Genomic DNA, 20169 nt, shown 5'->3' on the forward strand with positions numbered 1-20169 from the left:
TGAACGTGGATGGGCCGCCGGGTCAGCCGTACCGACGCAGCTCGGAAAAGAAGTCCTCGACCACCCGGAGCTGGCCGCTGCTGGCAAGTTCGTCGTAGACGTACTTGCCCACCGCCAGGTCGAGCACGCCCAGGCCGAATGGCGAGAACACCACGGGGCGGTCGTCCGCCGGCGAGACCCTGCCTTCCATGACGTCGACCAAGGTGCCGTCCACGAAGTCCCGGTGGCCGACCATCTGCTCCACGAGGTGGGCAGACGTCCCGGCTTTCAAGCAGTGGTTGACGTCGTCGAGGATGTTGGTCGACGCCAACAGGATCTCCGGGGCCAGGTCGCGCAGGGACACGTGCAGCACCAGCGGGTTGTGCGCGAACCACGTCGTGTCGTGCACGTGCGGCTCGCCCGCCACCGTGGCGAACACGACGAGGTCGCTGCTCCGGATCAGCTGCTCGGGGCCGTCGTGCACGGTCACCCGGGCTCGGGTGCCGCTGCGTTCGAGATAGCCCTTGAAACCCTCCGCGCTCTCGCCCGAGAGGTCGAATACCCCGATCTCGTCGAAGGACCAGTCGGTCGCGTTCAGGAAGGTGTGGATGTAGCGGGCGATGAGTCCCACTCCGAAGAACCCGATGCGTCTTGGACGCCCCCGTCCTCGGCTGAGCCAGTTCGCAGCCGCGGCGGCCGATGCAGCCGTCCTGGAGGCGCTGATAATGGAGCTCTCCATGCACGCGAAGGGGTAGCCCGTCGCCCGGTCGTTGAGGATCAACACCGCTGAGGCGCGCGGAATCCCCGACGCCACGTTGTCCGGGAAGCTGGAGACCCACTTGATGCCGTCAACGTCCACCTGTCCACCGACCGAGGCGGGCAGGGCGATGATGCGCGAGGTGGGCCGGTCCGGGAAGCGCAGGAAGTAGGACGGGGGGTTCACCGAGTCTCCGGCCGCGTGCACCCGGTAGGTCTGCTCGACCAGTTCGACGACCTGTTTCTCACGACCCTGGAGCACCTGCTGCACCTGGGCTCCGGAGATGACCGCGAAGGGGGGAATCGTCTTCGGCTCCGCAGCGGCTGTCACTGGGGAAGCTGCGAATTCTTTCATCGTGCACCGTCCTGGGTGTGGGTAGTGAGATCGAATGCATTGCGTGGCTCGGCCATGCCAACGAGGATCTCCCGTGGACCCTCGTACGCCTCGCGGCTGTGGGCCATGCGCACGTTGTCGACAAGCATGAGGTCCCCGGTCTCCCACGGCGTTCGAAGGGTGTGGGCCTCGTAGACCTCGTTCAAGAGGGCGATAATATCCTCGCCGATCGGCTCGCCGTTGCCGAAGCGGGTGTTGAACGGCAGCCCGTCGGAACCATAGACGTCCACCAGGTACTCCCTCACCTCGGGCGCGATGGTCCATTCGCTCAAGAACGCGACCTGGTTGAACCAGCAGCGTTCGCCGGTCACCGGGTGCCGGACCACGGCAGGGCGCCGTTGCCGGGTGCGGAGCTCCCCGTCGGGCTGCCACTCGAACTCGATCGCGTGGGCACGGCAGTAGCTCTCGACGGCAGCGCGGTCGGCGACCCCGAACGCCTCCTCGTAGGTGGCTCCGATGTCCCCGTTGTAGCTGCGGGCGAGCAGCCACCCTTCGCTTTCGAACCGCCGGACGATGTCCGCCGGTATGGCGTCGAGCACCGAGCGGGCGTCCGCGATACCGGTCACGCCACCGACGCTGGGTGCCTGGAGACAGGCGAAGAGCATTAGGCCGGGGAACTCGAGCGCGTAGCTGAGCTCGTGGTGCATGCACATAGGCTGGTTCGCGGGCCATGTGAGGGACGAGTACACGCCGTCCAAGTAGGGCTGCCTGGTGGCGAAGGCCTCCCTGTCCGGTATGAGGCCGCCCGGGACCAGCCGCTGGTAGACTTCGGCCACCTGGACTGGATCACTGAGGCCCAGCCCGCGGACCAGGACCGCGCCGTTCTCGTCCACTGCCGCGCGCAGCGCCTCGCGGTTCTCTTCGGCCCACCGCACGGGGTCGTGGCCGACCTCGACGGCGAGCATCGGTGCCCGGCCGGCTTCGCGTTTCACATCGAACTGGATTCTGGGTGAAGGAGACGACATCATAGGTCCTTTCGTTTTACGGGTAGCGGGTTGGAGTGTCTTGCCGGTGTCCGGGGCATGGAGGCGGGCTCTGCGGCGGTTTCCGCCGGCGTGGGCGCGGGCGGTTCGGCAGCATCCTCCAGGGACGAGGCCCCGAGAAGGGTCGCCAGGTCCGTCAGGACGGGCGTCTGCATGATGTCCTTGATCGACACCGCGCGCTTGAGCAGGACGGCGAGCTTTACCGCGGACAGGGAGGTGCCGCCCAGCGCAAAGAACGAGTCCTGCCCGCCGATCCGACCCGCCGGTATGCCAAGGACGCTCGCCCATGCCTCGGCAAGCCGCTGCTCGGTGGCCGTGAGCGCCTCCGTGGGGGTGCCGACCTCGGGGGCGACCTCCTGCGCCATGCGGGTCAAGGCCTTCCGGTCGATCTTCCCGTTGCCGGTCAGGGGCAGGCTCTCCTGCCATCTGTACGCCGACGGAACCATGTAGCCCGGAACCCGCGAGGCCATCTCGCTGCGGATCTCGTCGACCTCGAGCGGCCCGTTGCCAGAGTAGAACGCCACCAGGAACTTGGACTGCCCGCCGCCTGCGCCGACGACGACGGCGCCGTCGCGGACGCCGGGAACCCGCAACAGCGCGTTCTCGATGTCGCCGATCTCAATACGGAACCCGGAGATCTTGACCTGGTTGTCTCGCCGGCCAAGGTACTCCAGCTTGCCGTCCTGTGACCAGCGCCCATAGTCGCCAGCCCGGTAGAGCCGCGCGCCATCCACGTAGGGGTCGGTGGAGTAGGCCTGTGCCGTGCGCTCCGGGTCGTTGATGTAGCCGCGGCCCACGCACACCCCGGAGAAGGCGATCTCGCCCGGCGCTCCGAGCGGCACGAGCCGCTGCTGCTCGTCGAGGATGTAGATCCGGACGTTCGGGATCGGCGGGCCCAGTGGCACGGAGCCGCCCGCGGGCGCTGCGCTCATCACCTCGTGGTTCGTGTCGTCCGAGGTCTCCGTCAGTCCGTAGGCGTTGACCAGCTTGACGTTCGGCATCACGTCGAACCACCGGCGGACCAGCTCACTTTTCAGGGCCTCCCCGGTCGCGGAGACGCAGCGGAGGTGCGGCAGGGTGCGGGGATTGCCGCCCAGGTACGCCACCACCGCATCCAGATACGACGGGACGACCTGGAAGACCGCCACCGCGCCCCGTTCCACCGTGTCGACGAACCGCTCGACGTCCAGGATGCGGTCCTGCCCGACGATGAGTGTGCGGCCGCCGACGAGCAGGGCCGAGACCAGTTGCCACAGCGAGATGTCGAAGCATTGGGGGGCGCTCTGGGCGACGACGTCGCCGGGGCCGATTCCCAGGTCCTCGATCTTGGCGTACAGGTGGTTCACCATCCCGTCGTGCGCGCACATTGCACCCTTCGGCTCGCCCGTGGAGCCCGAGGTGAAGTAGACGTAGGCGAGTTGGTCTGGACGCACCTCCACGCCGAGATCGTCGTCGGCGTGCCCCTCGGCCTCGATGTCCTCGAAGAGGAGCCTGGTGACCGAGGGCATCCCGTCGAGTGCTTCGTCCAGCGAGGCGGTGCTGCCTTCCTCGGTCAGCGCTATCCGGCTCCCGGCCCGGGTGATCGTTCTGGCGATCCGGTCGGCGGGGAAATGCGGTTCGATTGGAAGGTACGCGCCTCCGGCCTTGAGGACGCCGATGACTGCGGCCATCCACTCCAGGTCCCGCTTGGCCACGACCGCCACGACGTCCTCCGCCTGCAGTCCGCGCGCCAGCAGGGCGCGGGCAAGCCGGTTGGCGCGGGCGTTCAGCTCCGCGTACGTCCACTCCCGCGTGTCCTGGACCGCCGCAATGCGTTCGGGGTGAAGCCGGACGCGCTCCTCGAACAGCTGGTGGAAGCGTCGTTGGGGCCGGGGCCGCTCGGGTCCGGCCAGCTGCTCGAGCTGGAGGCGGCGCTCGTCCGGATCAACGAGATCGGCATCGGCGGGCTCCGCTTCGGGGTCGGCGACCAATTGGCGGAGCGCGGCCAGATGGTAGCCGGCGATCCTAAGGGCGGCGCCGTCGTCGAGGACGTCCCGCCGGTACCGCAGCAGGAGCACCTCGCCCCCGGCCACGGTCCGGAAGGTGACCCCGAGGACGATGCCCTCCGGCAGCTCTTCATCGTCGCGCTGAAGCGCGCCGAACACCACCTCGTACCCCGGAGATGCGGCCTCGTGACGGGTCTCCCCGCGGCCGGCCTGCTCGGTGTCGGCTGGCCTGGCGCCGGCCCGGACCTGCCGGTCATGTGCCTCGGCGACCAGACCTCGCCAGGACGGGTGGCCCAGATCGAGCTTGCACCGCCAGGTACCCGCCGTGTCCACGCATCCGGTGGCGATCTCCGACTCGCCGGACAATGCCTGCAGTACCCGCGCGTGGGCCGCCAGCCAAAGCGAGCCAGGCGTCGTCTTCAGGGCACGGGCCGTCAGCCTGACGGAGGTGCGCAGGTCTTCGGGAACCGCCACCTCGACCTGCTCCTGGCCGGACTGCGGGTCCCGGGTCCATCTGGGAATCGCCGTCGGTGCGGCAGCCGGGACGGAGCGCCGGCCGTCAACCGGATCGAACGATTGGCCGGCGGTACGGCAGGTGAGCGCTGGAGTGGTGGTCATGATACGGTCCTTTCCAAGGCGACGGGGGACGTGGCGGCGGCACGGGCCTCGTCGGCCGGGTTGCCACCCCACACGGATCCCCGGGAGAGGGTCGTCCCCTTCATCACGAAGGAGTCGGCGGCGACGACGGCACCGTCTTCTATGGACACGCCGTAGTGGACAAAGGCGCCGACGCCGAGCGTGACGTCGTCGCCAATGACGTTGTGGTCGGATTTGAACATTCCGTCCTCTTGGGAGTGGGATTGAACCGTGCTGCCGGCGTTCAGGGTGCAGCGGGAGCCGATCGTCACCAGGCTCCGCTCGATGATTCCGCAGCCATCGTCGAAGACCCGGGTCCCGATCCGCACCCCCCGCAGACGCCAAACCAGCGGCTTGAACGGCGTCCCGTTGAGGATGGCCATGTATCGGCTCTCGGCCGTCAGCTTCCAGTACCGCTCGTGCCACCAGAAATAGGGATTGTAGATGGAGCAGAGCTGGGGCTGAAGCCGCCGGGACCCCGCCACGAGGCGTTCTATGCCGATGGGGACCAGCAAGCCGACCAGGAGCGCCACGACGAACGACGCGCTGAGGGCAAGGAAACCGAATTGGTCGGACAGCTCGAGGCCGGCGAACATCGCCAGCAGGGCCACCGAGGCGTTGAACCACCGCGCCAGCATCAAGAGCGCGATGGTGCGCAGGTTGTGCCGGTTCTTGGCCGAGAGGTCCCGGCGAAAGCGGGCACGGCCCGTATGCTCCTCGGGGAGGGCGTCCCGCAGGACCGAACGGGGGATCTCGAACGCCGGCGACCCGAGCAGGCCCACGTCGTGGCGCACCGGTCCGTCGATGGGGACCATCACCTTGGTCGCGAGCAGGCAGTTGTCCCCGGTCCTGGCCCCGGCCGGGTAGAGAATGGCGTTGCCCAGGAAGTTGTTCGCGCCGATGGCCACCCGGCTGACCTTGAACGACGTCGCCGAGTGGTCGGTGTTCATGAAAGACACCCCGTCGGCGATCATCGTGCCGGTGCCTATCGTCGACAGGAACGGGGTGTCGTGCTTGAACGCCGTGCCCAAGTTCGAGCCGCTCTGCTGGACCTGCGGCTGGTGGTACCCGATGGCCCGCACGTAGTTCACGACGTACGAGCTGTCGCCGAACACCTTCCCGATCATGGGACTGTTGGTCAACCTCGCCACCGCCCGCGCCGCCGCGTCCCGCAGCCCGTACAGCGGATACACCGTGTCGGGCTTCACCGCGAGCTGGAGCAGCCGCGGCACGGTCGTGATGACGACCATCGCCAGGACCGTTCCACCAAAGACGCTCAGGCCAGCGAGTGCGACAGCGTCGGCATAGAACGTCCAGTCCGCGAACGCGTACGGGTGCGCCTCCAGAAGCGCCGCCACGGGTGGATACGCCAGGACGAAAAGCGTGACCACCAGTCCCACCATGGTGCGGCCCAGCCCCACCGTGCCCAGGAGCTGGGACACGGCGAACCATCCCCGCCGCCACGGCCGGTAGGGCGTGGCGGCGACCGTGCTGAAGTCCACATCCGTGCCCCTGCCCGGCGAACCGTGCCACCGCTCACCACCGGGCACGGCTTGGCCGGTGTACAGAGTGGACCGGTGGCCCAGTTGCGAGCCGTCTCCCATCGCCGTGTCGATGTCCAGGACGCTGCCCTCGCCGATGATAACGTCCCGGCCCAGCGTGACCCCACCCAACTGGATGACACCGCCGTGGGCGCGGTAGCCGTTGGCGACCACGTCCTTGCGGATCACCGTCCCCTCCCCGATCGTGAGCAGGTCGGTGCAGATCGGCAGCCGGTTGGTCAGGATCGTCACGTTGCGGCCCACCTTGGCGCCCATGGCGCGAAGGTAGAAGGTCGTCAGCGGGGAACCGGGCATCATCGAGAGGGGCGAGGTTCGCATCAGGGTCTTGACCAGCCAGAACCGGAAGTAGGCCAGGCTCCAGATGCGGATCTCCCGGGGCCGGAAGCGCCCGACAAAGATCCACTTCGCGGCCACCGGCAGGATGCACATGAGCACGAACACCACCACGGCGTAGACGATCGACCGCAGGTAGATCGCCCAGAAGCTCGTCCCGTGGGCCAGCCAGTAGTGGTTCCCCGGTTTCGCCTCGGGGAACAGCCAGTAATACCCCACGACCGCGAGCGCGCCGGCGAGGATGCAGTAGCCGAGGTAGACGAGCACCTGCAGGGCGCCACAGGTGACGTACTCCCACGTCCGCGCGTCCATGGGCCGCGGCGTCTCCGGCATTGACGCCAGGACTGGTGGGAGCACCTGCGGCTGGTCTTGCTGCAAGGGGTCTTGCAGGGCCGCGGCCAGGGCCGCGGCCAGGGCCGCGATCGTCGGGCTGCCGTAGATGTCCTTCATGGACACCTTGGGCAGGTCCGGCTGCTTGCGCACCCGGGCGCAGAACTGCGCCATCACCAGCGAGTCCGCACCCAGGTCCTGGAAAAAGTCGCTGTCCACCGGGACATGGTCAATGCCCAGCACACCGGCCAGCACCTCCGCCAACCGGCCCTGCACGGGCGACATCGCCGGTTCCGCCGGCGCCAGGGCCGCGGCCAGGGCCGCGATCGACGGGTGCTGGTAGATGTCCTTGATGGACACCGCCGGCAGGTCCGGCTGCTTGCGCACCCGGGCGCAGAACTGCGCCATCACCAGCGAGTCCGCGCCCAGGTCCTGGAAAAAGTCGCTGTCCACCGGGACATGGTCAATGCCCAGCACGCCGCCCAGCACCTCGGCCAGCCGGCCCTGCACGGGCGACATCGCCGGTTCCGCCGGCGCCAGGGCCGCGGCCAGGGCCGCGATCGACGGGTGCTGGTAGATGTCCTTGATGGACACCGCCGGCAGGTCCGGCTGCTTGCGCACCCGGGCGCAGAACTGCGCCATCACCAGCGAGTCCGCACCCAGATCCTGGAAAAAGTCGCTGTCCACCGGGACATGGTCAATGCCCAGCACGCCGCCCAGCACCTCGGCCAGCCGGCCCTGCACGGGCGACATCGCCGGTTCCGCCGGCGCCAGGGCCGCGGCCAGGGCCGCGATCGACGGGTGCTGGTAGATGTCCTTGATGGACACCGCCGGCAGGTCCGGCTGCTTGCGCACCCGGGCGCAGAACTGCGCCATCACCAGCGAGTCCGCACCCAATTCGTAGAAGAAGTTGGCGTCCACGGGGACGTCGTCCTTCTTCACCACCGATGCGAGAAGATCCGCCAGCCGGCACTCCAGGGCAAGGCCCGCACCCGTGGCCGGCGTTGCTGGAGAGCCGTTCCCGGCCGGAGCCGCGGGTGCCACGGGTGCCGGGGGATTCGTCGCAACTACCGGAGTCGTGGGACCCGGTGACGTTGGCGGCGTGTCGACGGACTTGTTCACTGCGCGAGCCTCCGTAGTGAGGCAGTGGCCACGGAATCAGTCAACGGGGCGGCTGCCGGAAGCTGTGGCCCCGACACCGGGTCAGACCGTAGACCGGGGTCTGCCGTCGTGCCAGCGCTGCCGAGCGATTCGGCCCCGAAGTGGTCGAGCACCCAGCCGGGCTGGTAGACGGTGTCCAGGTATGGGCGGCCCAGATCGGGCGAGATGGCCACCGCGGTGACGTCCTGGGCGTCGTGGTCGGCGAGCCATGTCATGGCGCCGTGGACCACGGTCCCGGTGGACCCGCCGAGCAGCAACCCGCCCGCGGCCAGACGGTGGCAGGCACGCACCGTGTCCAGCTCCTTGACGAACACCACGTCATCGAGCAAGGACTCGTCGAGCTGGGGCGGCCGCACGCTCATGCCGAGGCCGGGGATCAGACGGGGCGCCGGCTGGCCGCCGAAGGAGACCGATCCGACGGCATCGACCGCGACGATCCGGACGTCGGGGCGGTGCTTACGGAAGTACCGCGCGCAACCCATTAGCGTGCCCGTAGTGCCGGCTCCGACGAACAGCACGTCGAGGTCGGGGAATTCGGCGGCGATTTCGGGGGCGGTCCAGCGGTAGTGCGCGCCCCAGTTGCCGGGGTTGACGTACTGGTTGAGCCAGACGTACCGCTCGTCGGACGCGCATAGTTCCCGGACGTGGTTGAGCCGGGCGCCAAGGAACCCGTCGACGGGATCCGGTTCGGTGACCAGGTCAACCTGTGCCCCGAGCGACTCCATCAGCTGCCGGGTCGTCGAATTGCAGTTCGGATCGACCACGCACACAAAGCGGTACCCTTTGCTGGCCGCGATCATGCTGAGCGCGACACCGAGGTTGCCCGACGAGGACTCCACGAGCGTGGAGCCGGGCCCGATCAACCCCTCACGCTCGGCGCGCTCGACCATCTCCCGCGCGGGCTTGAGCTTGATCGACCCGGCGAAGTTGAACCCCTCGATCTTCAGGTAGAGGCGGCGGCCCAGCATCCCTTCCAGGTCGACGAATAGGTTCTGTTCGTTGAACAGGTGCGGATCCTTGATAATCGACATGATCTCCCTCGTTCTCCTGCCATGAGCTTGGTCAGGGTCGCCAGGGAATGGCGGGTTGAATCAGCGAGCATCGCTATTTCTCCCAAAGAACCCCAAGAAGCTGCAAGTGTTGCGATGCCTTCACACTGAACCCCGCCTTGCCTCAAGTCAATATGCCGCCAAGCATTCCTGCATACCTCAACTAATTTGTGATATCCCGACGCATCGGTGACAATTCTGCATCAGGACTTCGATGACACTCGATGAGTCAAGACATCGGTAGCAGTTCGGCACGGGTGCGGAGTATTTTCTACGTGTTCATGACTCGTTAAAATGACCTTCGCGAAGATCTGAGTCCCAGATGCTTGGTTCCCGGTGCCGGCCAGTCAAATTCTGCGATGATTTCCCCTTCAAGGGTGACGAAGGTGATCGTCTCGGGGTCCCACGTGATGCTCGCCTGTCGGTGGTCCAGCCCAGTGGTCAGCGAATAAACGACATCCTTGAAACGAATCGTGCGGTTGGAGTAGACCTTCAGCATCCGGTCTCCGGTCGATTCAGAGGTGTTGAAGCTGCCGGTGACCGACCGGGCAGAGAATTCAGCCCAAAGCGTAGCTGGTTCCGTGGCCAGTAGGGGGCTCGGACGACGCAGGACTCTGGGGCAAAGGATCTGAGGGCTCCGCGTCACGATCCTGCGGTGATTTGGTTACGTCCGGGCGTGGTGCCTCGGCGATCTCGGTGGCATCCCAGGCTTGCTGCGGGGTGATGTGCCCGGGCAGTCCTTGGTGCGGCCGTTGGGTGTTGTAGATGAGGTCGAACCGATCAACCTGTGCTTGTAATTCGGCCAATGAGTTGGCCATGGGTTGCTTATCCAGGTAGCGGAACAAGGTTTGATGGAACCTTTCGTGCTTGCCCTGGTTCGTGGGCTTGTAGGGTTTGCCCGTGATCATGCTGACTCCCAAAGACGTCATGTAGGTGACTCGTTGGCCGATGGCGCCTCGTCGGCTTGGATTTAGTGCGGTCCCGTTGTCGGCGAGAAGGCGTTGGGGTGCCCCGTGTGCCGCGATACCCTTCTTCACCACCGCCAGGGCCGTTTCGCTGGTTTCCCCCGAAGTGGCCAACGTGGCGACAGCCAGCCTGGAATGATCATCTTGCAGCTGGAAGACCACGCACTTTCGTCCAACGGTCAATACGTATTCGGTGGCATCCAGTTGCCAACACGCATTGGGGGCTGGATAGGCGAAGCGGCGCCACGCTGCGCGTGGTTTCTTCCGTGGCTCGCTGCGGGCCACGTCCCGTTCGCGAAAGATCCTCGCCAACGTGGCTGTGGACGGTGTATTCATGCCCAGGGAATTCATCTTGTCTTGCACGTTGATGGGTCCCTGGTCCAGCCCGGAGGATTCCAGTGCGGCACGGACCTTGACCGATTGGTCCTACACTGATTCGCCCAAGGCAGTGGGCGAGGTTTTCGGGCGGCGTGAGCGCGGTTCGAGGGCGGCGCCGCGGCCTTCTCAAGGACCTCGACCTCCCAGCCGGCCAAGCCCAGCTGGCGGGCCGCGACGAGGCCCGCCAGTCCCGCCCCCGCCACCAGAGCCTTCATGTCCCGCCTCGCACCATCGGATCGGCCTGGCCCAGGGAACCCGGGCGGTGCGGCCCGGGAATTCCGGGTGCGCCGGCTGGCCCATTCTTGCCGCCGTCCACCCGTCCTGTCCATGCCCCGGTCCGGTTCGTGTCCGGCGCGGCCCGGTTCGCGGAACGGGCGCCGGGCAACAAAAAGCCGACGCGCTGGACTAGGCTCTAAACGTGAATCTTGAATTCGGCACCCGTGCCATCATCGCCCTGGCGTGGGCACGCGACTTCGGCGTCGATGACTCGGCGTTGCAGCCGGACAGGGCCCCGGTGCGCCTCTTTGTCCCGGCCGTCGGCACCGACATGGTGCAGGTCCTGCACCTGGGCGACCACCAGCTGGTCCGCGCCCCGGAGGAGCTGTTGCCGCTGCTGCGCACGGCCCCCGACGAACACTTCATGGATGACCGGGCACTGGTTTCGCTGCTGCACGGCAGCGGGCAGGCCCCCTCGGTGCGTTCGCTGGGCGTCGACGCGCTGACCTATGTCGATGCCCCGTTCGGGATCGTCGATTCCGAACACGTCTCGATCTCCGGCGCCCGGGCCGATCTGGCGCGGTTGCTGGAACGCAGCCCGCACGACGACGCGTCGACCACCACGTTGCAGGGTTGCGACCAGTGCTTTGTGTTGTTCTCCGAGACCCACGACGATCCCGTGGCCGCGGCGAGCTACTGGGCCCCGGGCGGCCTGTTGGCCGACACCACGGTGCTCACCTACCCGGCGATGCGCGGCTATGGCCTGGGCAAGTACGCGGCGGCGCTGGCGGTCGACGATGCGCTGAGCGAGGGATTGATTCCTCAGGCGCGCATCAAGGACGGACAGGACGCCGCAAGCGCGCTTGCGACGTCCCTGGGGTTCGAGCTCGTGGGCTCCCTGCTGAGCGTGCGGCTGCACAACGGTTTGTGAGTGCACCGGCCCGTGCGGTCGCAGGCCGCCATGCCGGTTGCCCGCGGGCTCAGAGCGCCCGGCGGGAGCGCTACTGGTGCGGCTGGCGCAGGAAACCGGTGAAGCGACCGGCGGTCTGCCCGGCGTCGGTTGTCACGATCGTTTCCTGCGAGGCCGCGTAGGCCTCTTCCCCGTCGACGACCTGCAGGGCCGCATCCGGATCAATGTTGCGCTTGATCAAGGCCAACGCGATCGGGCCAGCCTCGAAGTGGGTGGCCACCGAGGTGATCTTGCCGATGGTCTTCTCGCCCAGGCGGACCTCCGAGCCAACGGCCGGCAGGGTGTGCATTGACCCGTCGAGGTGCAAGAACACGATGCGGCGCGGCGGGTGCCCGATGTTGTGGACGCGGGCGACGGTTTCCTGGCCCTTGTAACAGCCCTTGTTCAGGTGCACGGCCGTGCGGACCAGGTCCAGCTCGTGGGGAATGGTCTTCTCGTCGGTCTCGAAGCCGAAGCGCGGACGCCATGCGGCGATGCGAAGCGCCTCGACGGCCATCATGCCGGCCAGCTGCAGGTCCGCGACGGCGGACTCAAGCTCGCCGAGCGGGATGATGTATTCACGCCACGGGCGTTCGGCGCCCGGGTGCTCCCCCACGGAATAGGCGTAGCCGCCCGGGGAGATCTCCGGCCAGGAATCGACCCAGCAGGGGTAGGCCTCCAGCGCGGGCTGCGGCGTGCAGGCCCCGACCAGGCCGAAGTCCTCACTGACGTCCGTGACCTCAACGCGCAACATGAAGCGCATGCGGTCGAGCCACGCGGCAAGCGGGGCGCCCTGGCCGGGTTCGACCAGCAGCCACAGCTTGTCCTCGTCGGCCAGGATGCGGATGTCGAATTCGACGCGGCCCTGGACCGTCAGCAGCAAGGTCTGGGCGCTTTGGCCCGGGCGCAATTCCAGCAGCATCTGGCTGGAGAGCGTGTTGAGCCAGCTCAACCGGTCTTCCCCGGAGAGCGTCACCACGTCGAAGTGGGACATGTCGGCCACCGCGGTTCCCGCGAGCAACCTGCGCTGTTCGGCGCTCAGTTCCCCGTAGTGGGCGGCCACGCCCTCATCAACCCCGGATCCGGCCACTGCGGCCGGTCGTGACAACAACGGCGAGAGCGCCATGGTTTATGCCTGTTTCTTGAGTGCGGCTGAGGCGTGGGCCTTCAGTTCGTTGCCGCCGGTGGATACATCCCAACGCCAGTACAGGTCGCCGTTGACCAGCCCGTAGATGCGGGTGGCCGAGGCGTATTCCTTGGAGTTGGAACCGCGCATCACCAAGTCGGTGGCCAGCTGGATTTGCGGGCCCTTGATGACACCGTAATAAAGCTCGGAGATCGCCCCGGGGTGCGCGATGTTGGCCTGGATCTTGAACCCGTTGTCTTCGGTCCGCAAGGCTTCAACGTCTTCGGCCGAACGCAGGGTCGGAACAATGTCGCCCGGAATCATGCCCGGGCCAAGATCGCCGTCCACCATGGGGCGTTCCAACGACCAGAATCCCGTTTCAACCGAAAGCGGGCGCAACTTGGTGCCCTGCTCGTCGGTGACCCACGATTCGGATCGGTATTCCAGGAACGGCAAGCCGTTCTGCGTGAAGCTCACGCTCTGCCAGAAGAACTCGTCGTCGTCTTCCCCCTCGCCGAGGCGGCCGTTGCCTTCCCAGGTTCCGAGGAGCCAGGAAAGTGGTACGAGCTCGGGGGTCAAGTCTGTGGGGATCTCAATTGGCATGGCGCGTGTGCTTCCTGCTGCGTTTCTAAATTACTTCTGACCCTTGAAGAGACGGGTCACGACAAGTGCGGCAAAGCCGGCCATGCCCAGTCCCGCAATGGTCAGCAGGGAAAGGAAGAAGATCTCGAGTCCAAGGTAGTTTTCAGTCATGGCTCCATCCTAACCGTTTCCGTGCCGCCGACCGATCTTTGATGACGGACCCGCGCTTTCGCGTCGCCCTTCCCATGCGTGCAAAGGGCATCCGGCCGTCACAAAGATAAACGGGACAACGCCCGGGCGGGGCCCCTTCAGGGCCTGCGCATGACAAAGGTCACGCGGCTTCGGGAGCCGGCCGCGGCCTAGACCATCAGGAGCTGGGCGTACCAAACCACCGAGCCGCACACCAACAGCGGTGCGCCGGCCGCGGCGAGAACCTGTGCATTGGTGCGCGGGCCGCCGGCGGTGACCAGCATCGCCCGGCAGCCCACCACCACCAGGCCGCAGGCCGCACCCATCACCATGGCGGGCACCACGTTGACGCCCATGTCCAGCATGCTCGCGGCGCCGCCGATCAGGGCCGCCAAGACGAATCCAAGCGGGAAGACAATGCGGTCCGGCAGGCGCAACACCCCGGGGATCGCGGCGCCGAGGATGCTCAGCCCCGAGATCAGCATGAGTACGCGCCATTGGGGATCGGTGCCCAGCGCCACCCAGCCCGCACCGAGGCTCGCGACGACCATGCCTGTGGTGCCAACGGCCACGGATTCGAGGCGCTGTTGGGCATCGGTGCCGCGGAAGAGCTGGGTGAGGAACACCAGGATCGTGCCCAGCCCCAGGCAGGGGGCAACCCACATCAGGCCTGGGGACGGCTCCCCGAAAAAGGCGAGCAGGGACGCCGCGGCGGAGACCACGAAGATGACAATGCCCACCGGGTTCGGCGCCGGCACTTTCAGCAATCGCGGCCAGCCCAGGGCAAAGGCTCCCAGGAGCAACAGCACTACCGCCAACACGGGCCATCCCGCGGCAACGGGCAGGTAGCTCGCCCCGATGACCAGCGCAAGGGCAATGGTTCCTGTAGCCAAAACTTTGAGTCTCACAAGTTACATCCTGCCTTATGTGACGCCGGGTGCCCCCATCCGGACCGCGCCAACCCGGGCCGCGCGGCAGGTGCCGGGGCGGGTGCCGGCCCGCACGGGGAAGCGGAATCGACGGGGCCCGGCACATGCGTGCCTCCGGCGCGCTCGGATCCCGGGAGCATGCCCTCGTCACATGCGCCGATGCGAATCACCCGGCAATCTATACTGCTTTTATGCACCCGATCCCGTAGATGTGCTCGGTTTCTTATTCGCAACCTTGAGGAGGGGCATCCGTGGCAAGCATCCTTTTGCTGACAAATGCACCTGGGCCGTCCCCCGATGTCGTTCCTGCCTTGGAGCTGCTCTCGCACCAGGTCCGTATCCTGCCCGCCCAGGCAACCGCGCTGCTGGACGCCGAGGATGCACAGATCATCCTGGTCGACGGGCGCAAGGACCTGGTTGCCTCCCGCACCCTGTGCCAGCTGCTGCGGACCACGGGCATCAGCCGCCCCGTCCTGCTGGTCCTCACCGAGGGCGGCATGGCGGCAGTGTCCGGCCAGTGGCAGGTCGACGATGTATTCCTTGACACCGCCGGGCCGGCCGAGGTCGAGGCCCGGCTGCGCCTGGCCCTGGTCCGGGCCGTTCCGCAGGACGAACCGGAGGTGGCCCCGATCCGCGCCGCCGGCGTCCTGATCGACGAGGCAAGCTACACGGCGAAGGTCCACGGCACCCCGCTGAACCTGACCTACAAGGAATTCGAGCTGCTGAAGTACCTGGCCCAGCACCCCGGGCGGGTCTTCAGCCGCGAACAGCTGCTCCACGAGGTCTGGGGCTACGACTACTACGGGGGCACCCGCACCGTGGACGTTCACGTGCGGCGGCTGCGCGCCAAGCTTGGCACCGACCACGAGCAACTCATCGGGACGGTGCGCAATGTCGGATACCGGTTCACCCCGCAACGCCAAGAAAACCCCGAGGTCGTCGACGCCTAGGGGCCGCGGCGCTATCTTTAGGGGTATGAACGCCGCCAGAAACCCCCTAGTCTCCATCGACATCGTCAAGGGCGCACCGGAACAAAACGTCCTTCGCGCGGTGCGCACGCTTGTTGCAGCGGCCGAGGAAGCCGACGGCAACCCGCCACTGGGCGAACAGACGCTGCTGCAATTGCGCAGCGAGCCGGACACCGACGCCATCCTCGGCGCCTACGCCTACCTTGCGGAAAGCGCGGACTACGATTCGCCGGAGCTGGTCGGCGCCGCTGTCGCGGTTCTGGGCAGCGCCGGCCAGCCGGGCACCCTGGAACTTGCCGTGCACCCCTCGTTCCGCGAGGACGGGATCGCCCGTTCGCTGCTCGAGGCCCTGGCCGAGCACACGGACCTCACCGCGCTGCGCGCCTGGGCCCACGGAAACCACGAGGGCGCGGCCAAGCTCGCCGAGCGCTTCGGCTTCACCCCGGTGCGCGAACTGTGGCGCATGCGCCTGGTCCACGGCACCTCCGTGCCCGCCCCGGCGCTCCCGGCCGGCACCTGCATCCGCGCCTTCAACCCGGACACCGACGGCCCGGCCTGGGTCGCGGCGAACGCGGCGGCATTCGCGCACCACCCGGAACAGGGCGCCATGACCCTGGCGGACCTGCACGCCCGCATGGGCGAGGGCTGGTTCGATGCCGCTGGCTTCCTGCTCGCCGTCGACGGGGCGGACAACATCCTGGGCTTCCACTGGACCAAGGTGCACCCCGCGACCTCCTCCCCCACCACCGGGGAGCACCAGGCGATCGGCGAAATCTACGTGGTGGGCGTGGTCCCGGCCGCGCAGGGCACCGGCCTGGGCAAGGCTCTGACCCTGGCCGGCATCGAACACCTGAACGGCAAGGGTCTGGACGCGCTGATGCTCTACGTGGACGCGGACAACACGGCCGCCGTCGCACTGTACCGGAAGCTCGGTTTCACCAAGTGGGATGTCGATGTCATGTACGCCCCGGCGGGCGCGCAGGATTCGGTAGAGTAAGTACCAGACGCAAAGCCGCGTGCCCGACGTTACGCCGACGGGCATGCGGCTTCCTGATTCACTCCTAAGCTAGGGGCACACACCATGGACCCGCAACCAGTCACCACCGCCCTGGGCCTCACCGACGTACCGGCGGCCCGCGCGACCCAAGACCGGATCGAGCTGCCCGACTTCGGCCCCTCCCCGGTGCCCGACGGCGATTTCGCCGACGACAGGTTCCTGGACCGGGAGCTGAGCTGGCTGCACTTCAACGCCCGCGTGCTCGAGCTCGCCGAGGACCCGGAGGTGCACCTGCTGGAGCGGGTCAACTTCCTCTCGATCTTCTCCTCGAACCTCGACGAGTTCTTCATGGTCCGCGTCGCGGGACTCAAGCGCCGCATCGCCACGGGCCTTGCCGTGCCCTCCGCGGCCGGCATGAGCCCGATCGACCAGCTGGAAATGATCCTCAGCGATGCGCACGCACTGCAGTTGCGCCACGCGAAGGTCTTCGCCGAGCAGGTCCGCCCCGCCCTGGAGAACGAGCAGATCCTGCTCACCACCTGGGACGAGCTCGATACCCGCGCGCAGCAGGAGCTGCACCGCTGGTTCATCGACCAGGTCTTCCCGATCCTCACCCCGCTGGCCGTCGACCCTGCCCACCCCTTCCCGTACATCTCCGGGCTCTCGCTGAACCTGGCCGTGGTGGTCCGCAACCCGGTGAGCGGCAAGGAGCTCTTCGCCCGCCTGAAGGTGCCGGACACCATGCCGCGGCTGATTTCCGTGGACGGGCCGCGCGCCGGCAACACCGCCGGCCGGGTGGCTCGCTTCATCACGCTCGAGGACGTGATCGCCCAGCACCTGGAGCACCTGTTCGCCGGCATGGAGATCGTCGAGCACCACTTCTTCCGCGTCACCCGCAACGAGGACCTTGAAGTCGAAGAAGACGACGCCGAGAACCTGCTGCAAGCCCTGGAAAAGGAATTGCTGCGCCGCCGTTTCGGCCCTCCGGTGCGCCTTGAGGTGGTCGACGACATTTCCCCGAACATCCGCGCCCTGCTGGTGCGCGAGCTGGGCATCGAGGAGGACGAGGTCTTCGCCCTCCCGGCCCCGCTGGATTTGCGCGGCCTGGTTGTCATCGCCGGCATCGACCGCCCGGACCTGCACTTCCCCAAGCAGCTGGCGCACACCTCCCGGCACCTGAACGAGTCAGAGACCTCCAAGGCCGCCAACGTGTTCGCCGCGATGCGCCGCCGCGACATCCTGCTGCACCACCCCTACGATTCGTTCTCCACCTCCGTCCAGGCGTTCCTGGAGCAGGCGGCCAACGACCCGAAGGTCATGGCCATCAAGCAGACGCTCTACCGCACCTCCGGCGATTCGCCGATCGTGGACGCGTTGATCGACGCCGCCGAGGCCGGCAAGCAGGTGCTGGCGCTGGTGGAGATCAAGGCGCGCTTCGACGAGCAGGCCAACATCTCCTGGGCGCGCAAGCTGGAACAGGCCGGCGTGCACGTGGTCTACGGCATCGTGGGCCTGAAGACGCACTCCAAGCTTTCCCTGGTGATCCGCCGCGAGGGCGACAAGCTGCGCCGCTACTGCCACATCGGCACCGGCAACTACCACCCGCGCACGGCACGCTACTACGAGGACCTGGGCCTGCTCACCAGCGACGAGCAGGTCGGCGAGGACCTCTCGCACCTGTTCAACCAGCTCTCCGGCTACGCGCCGCGTTCCACGTTCAAGCGCCTGCTGGTCGCCCCGCGCTCGCTGCGCTCCGGGCTGATCGACCGGATCGAGGCGGAGATCGCCAACCGCCGCGCCGGGCTTGCGGCCCGCGTGGTGATCAAGGTGAACTCCATGGTCGATGAGGCGATCATCGACGCGCTGTACCGGGCCTCCCAGGCAGGGGTGCGCGTCGACGTGATCGTGCGCGGCATATGCGCGCTGCGCCCGGGCATCCCGGGGCTGAGCGAAAACATCCGGGTGCGCTCGATCCTGGGCCGCTTCCTGGAGCACAGCCGCGTGTTCATGTTCGCCAACGCCGGGGCACCGATGATCTACATCGGCTCCGCCGACATGATGCACCGCAACCTGGACCGCCGGGTGGAGGCGCTTGTCTCGCTGAGCAGCCACGAGGACATCGCCGAACTCGTCTTGCTGCTGGACCGGTACATGGATCCGGGAACCGCCAGCTGGCACCTTGACGCCGAGGGTGCCTGGACCCGCCACCACAAGGATGCGAACGGCGCGCCCTTGCAGGACATCCAGTCCTGGCTGCTGGATTCACGGGCCCGCCAGCGGACGGCAGTGAGGCGCTAAAACCGTGCACATGCTTCGCTCCTGTGATTCCCAGGAGGTTCGTGAGGGTGCCTTCGCCGTGGTCGCGGCCGGTGCCATCGTTTGGCGTATCAACCAGGGCGAGCTGGAAGTCCTGATGATCCACCGGGACCGCTACAACGACTGGTCTTGGCCCAAGGGCAAGCTCGACGAGGGCGAGACCATGCCCGAGTGCGCCGCCCGCGAGGTCTTCGAGGAGGTGGGGCTCGACATCGAGTTGGGCATCCCGCTTCCCGCGATGACCTACCAGGTGGCCAGCGGCACCAAGGTCGTCTACTACTGGGCCGCCAAGACTCCCGGCACCAAGCCCGTTCCCGACGGCCGGGAAACCGACGCCGTGCGCTGGTGCGCCCCGAAGATGGCCGGCAAGTGGCTGACCAACCCCGGTGACATGGCTCCGCTGGAGGCGCTGGTGCATGCGCACAAGGCCGGGAAGCTGGAGACCCAGCCCTTCCTGGTGGTGCGCCACGCAAAGGCCAAGCCGCGCTCGAACTGGACCAGGGAAGAAGGCAAGCGCCCGCTGGCCGCTACGGGCCAGCGCCAGGCGTTAGCCGTGGCCCGCCTGCTGGATGCCTGGCGCCCGGAGCGGGTGGCGTCCAGCCCATGGACCCGGTGCGTGCAGACCATCACCCCGTACGTGAAACAGCACCGTTTCACCGTCAAGCTGCTGAACTCCACCACCGAGCACGAGGCCAACCGCCACCCGCGCAAGGCGCGGAAGGCCGTTGCCAAGCTGTTGGACAAGTGCCGGTCGCAGGTCCTGTGCACGCACCGGCCGGTGTTGCCGCTGATCCTCGAGGAACTGACATCCCGGATGGGCGAATCGCTCGCCGCGTTCCTGCCCGCCGAGGATCCGTTCCTGCGCCCGGGTTCCCTGCTGGTGGTCCATCAACCGGTTGGTGGCAAGGGGAAACTCGTTTCAGTGGAAGTTTACGACGCGTTTGAAGACTAGCCGCAGGTCTTGGATGTAGGCTCGGAGGCAAGCCCCCGCGAGAGGTTTGCGGGGCGTGGTCCTGACGAACAAGAGGAGTGCATCATGGCTGTTGCAAATCACGGCACCGTCCCACGGAAGATCGTTCACCAGGGACTGCGGTTGGACAACGACCGGGACCGCGGCCGCTACAGCCTGTGGCAGGGCCCCACCTATGTGGGATTCCTCGGCTACCACCTCGAGGAGGGCGTGGCGACGCTGCAGCACACCATCATCAATGAGGAGTACGGCCGGCAGGGCTACGCCCGCGCGCTTGTCACGTTGGTGCTGGAGGACCTGCGCAAGCAGAACGCGAAAATCGTTCCCGAGTGCACCTACGTGCAGGGCTACCTGAGCCGCTACCCCGAGTACAACGACATGCTCGCCGCCTGATCGTTGTCTTGACACGACCCTCG

The 20169-nt window shown here is 67.2% G+C and carries 17 protein-coding genes; 6 read left to right on the forward strand and 11 right to left on the reverse strand.

All coding sequences use genetic code 11. The annotated features are described in order from the left end of the window. Positions 1 to 22: 22 nt before the first annotated feature. The 8 genes from sbnB to JOF47_RS22510 all read right to left on the reverse strand — a co-directional run bounded on the left by sbnB (position 23) and on the right by JOF47_RS22510 (position 10840). Positions 23 to 1090 carry a 2,3-diaminopropionate biosynthesis protein SbnB gene (gene sbnB / locus JOF47_RS12075; protein ID WP_209998555.1) on the reverse strand — a complete coding sequence of 356 codons (1068 nt, stop codon included), beginning with the start codon at positions 1088 to 1090 and terminating at the stop codon, positions 23 to 25. Further along, positions 1087 to 2061, reverse strand: a complete 975-nt coding sequence (locus tag JOF47_RS12080) for a TauD/TfdA family dioxygenase (protein WP_342592763.1) — start codon at positions 2059 to 2061, stop codon at positions 1087 to 1089. The genes sbnB and JOF47_RS12080 overlap by 4 nt, the downstream gene beginning before the upstream one ends. 32 nt (positions 2062 to 2093) lie before the next feature. Continuing rightward, positions 2094 to 4715 (reverse strand): non-ribosomal peptide synthetase, encoded by a 2622-nt coding sequence (locus JOF47_RS12085; RefSeq protein WP_209998566.1) that lies wholly within the window; start codon positions 4713 to 4715, stop codon positions 2094 to 2096. Next, positions 4712 to 8080 carry a Pls/PosA family non-ribosomal peptide synthetase gene (locus JOF47_RS12090; protein WP_209998576.1) on the reverse strand — a complete coding sequence of 1123 codons (3369 nt, stop codon included), beginning with the start codon at positions 8078 to 8080 and terminating at the stop codon, positions 4712 to 4714. Before JOF47_RS12090 ends, JOF47_RS12085 begins: the two co-directional genes overlap by 4 nt. Beyond that, positions 8077 to 9150, reverse strand: coding sequence for a 2,3-diaminopropionate biosynthesis protein SbnA (gene sbnA, locus JOF47_RS12095; RefSeq protein ID WP_209998586.1), 1074 nt, complete (start codon positions 9148 to 9150; stop codon positions 8077 to 8079). The genes JOF47_RS12090 and sbnA overlap by 4 nt, the downstream gene beginning before the upstream one ends. A gap of 307 nt (positions 9151 to 9457) precedes the next feature. Further along, positions 9458 to 9667 (reverse strand): hypothetical protein, encoded by a 210-nt coding sequence (locus JOF47_RS12100; RefSeq protein WP_209998588.1) that lies wholly within the window; start codon positions 9665 to 9667, stop codon positions 9458 to 9460. A gap of 58 nt (positions 9668 to 9725) precedes the next feature. After that, positions 9726 to 10469 carry an integrase core domain-containing protein gene (locus JOF47_RS12105; protein WP_209998590.1) on the reverse strand — a complete coding sequence of 248 codons (744 nt, stop codon included), beginning with the start codon at positions 10467 to 10469 and terminating at the stop codon, positions 9726 to 9728. 11 nt (positions 10470 to 10480) lie between these two features. Then, on the reverse strand, positions 10481 to 10840 hold the full coding sequence (locus JOF47_RS22510; RefSeq protein ID WP_425354916.1) for an NAD(P)-binding protein: 360 nt from the start codon (positions 10838 to 10840) through the stop codon (positions 10481 to 10483). 89 nt (positions 10841 to 10929) lie between these two features. Between JOF47_RS22510 and JOF47_RS12115 the strand changes: the two genes are divergently transcribed. After that, positions 10930 to 11658, forward strand: coding sequence for a hypothetical protein (locus JOF47_RS12115; RefSeq protein ID WP_209998592.1), 729 nt, complete (start codon positions 10930 to 10932; stop codon positions 11656 to 11658). Positions 11659 to 11728: 70 nt separating this feature from the next. On the opposite strand, the gene ygfZ is transcribed toward JOF47_RS12115, so the two are convergent. From ygfZ to JOF47_RS12130, 3 genes are all read right to left on the reverse strand, one after another. After that, on the reverse strand, positions 11729 to 12802 hold the full coding sequence (ygfZ, locus tag JOF47_RS12120; protein ID WP_209998594.1) for a CAF17-like 4Fe-4S cluster assembly/insertion protein YgfZ: 1074 nt from the start codon (positions 12800 to 12802) through the stop codon (positions 11729 to 11731). Positions 12803 to 12805: 3 nt separating this feature from the next. Beyond that, positions 12806 to 13405, reverse strand: coding sequence for a heme-binding beta-barrel domain-containing protein (locus JOF47_RS12125; protein WP_209998596.1), 600 nt, complete (start codon positions 13403 to 13405; stop codon positions 12806 to 12808). A 338-nt stretch (positions 13406 to 13743) separates the two neighbouring features. Next, complete coding sequence (locus tag JOF47_RS12130; protein ID WP_209998598.1) at positions 13744 to 14466, reverse strand: hypothetical protein; 723 nt, start codon at positions 14464 to 14466, stop codon at positions 13744 to 13746. Between the two features lie 287 nt (positions 14467 to 14753). Between JOF47_RS12130 and JOF47_RS12135 the strand changes: the two genes are divergently transcribed. The 5 genes from JOF47_RS12135 to JOF47_RS12155 all read left to right on the forward strand — a co-directional run bounded on the left by JOF47_RS12135 (position 14754) and on the right by JOF47_RS12155 (position 20146). Then, positions 14754 to 15452: a response regulator transcription factor gene (locus JOF47_RS12135; RefSeq protein ID WP_209998600.1), complete on the forward strand. Its 699-nt coding sequence runs from the start codon at positions 14754 to 14756 to the stop codon at positions 15450 to 15452. Between the two features lie 25 nt (positions 15453 to 15477). Beyond that, a complete protein-coding gene (gene mshD, locus JOF47_RS12140; protein WP_209998602.1) occupies positions 15478 to 16467 on the forward strand; it encodes a mycothiol synthase in 990 nt (329 codons plus the stop codon). A gap of 84 nt (positions 16468 to 16551) precedes the next feature. Next, positions 16552 to 18765, forward strand: a complete 2214-nt coding sequence (locus JOF47_RS12145; protein WP_209998611.1) for an RNA degradosome polyphosphate kinase — start codon at positions 16552 to 16554, stop codon at positions 18763 to 18765. Between the two features lie 10 nt (positions 18766 to 18775). Continuing rightward, positions 18776 to 19735, forward strand: coding sequence for an NUDIX hydrolase (locus tag JOF47_RS12150; RefSeq protein WP_209998613.1), 960 nt, complete (start codon positions 18776 to 18778; stop codon positions 19733 to 19735). Positions 19736 to 19819: 84 nt separating this feature from the next. Next, positions 19820 to 20146 carry a GNAT family N-acetyltransferase gene (locus JOF47_RS12155; protein ID WP_209998615.1) on the forward strand — a complete coding sequence of 109 codons (327 nt, stop codon included), beginning with the start codon at positions 19820 to 19822 and terminating at the stop codon, positions 20144 to 20146. Positions 20147 to 20169: the final 23 nt, after the last annotated feature.

This window comes from Paeniglutamicibacter kerguelensis (assembly GCF_017876535.1).
Classification (GTDB): domain Bacteria; phylum Actinomycetota; class Actinomycetes; order Actinomycetales; family Micrococcaceae; genus Paeniglutamicibacter; species Paeniglutamicibacter kerguelensis.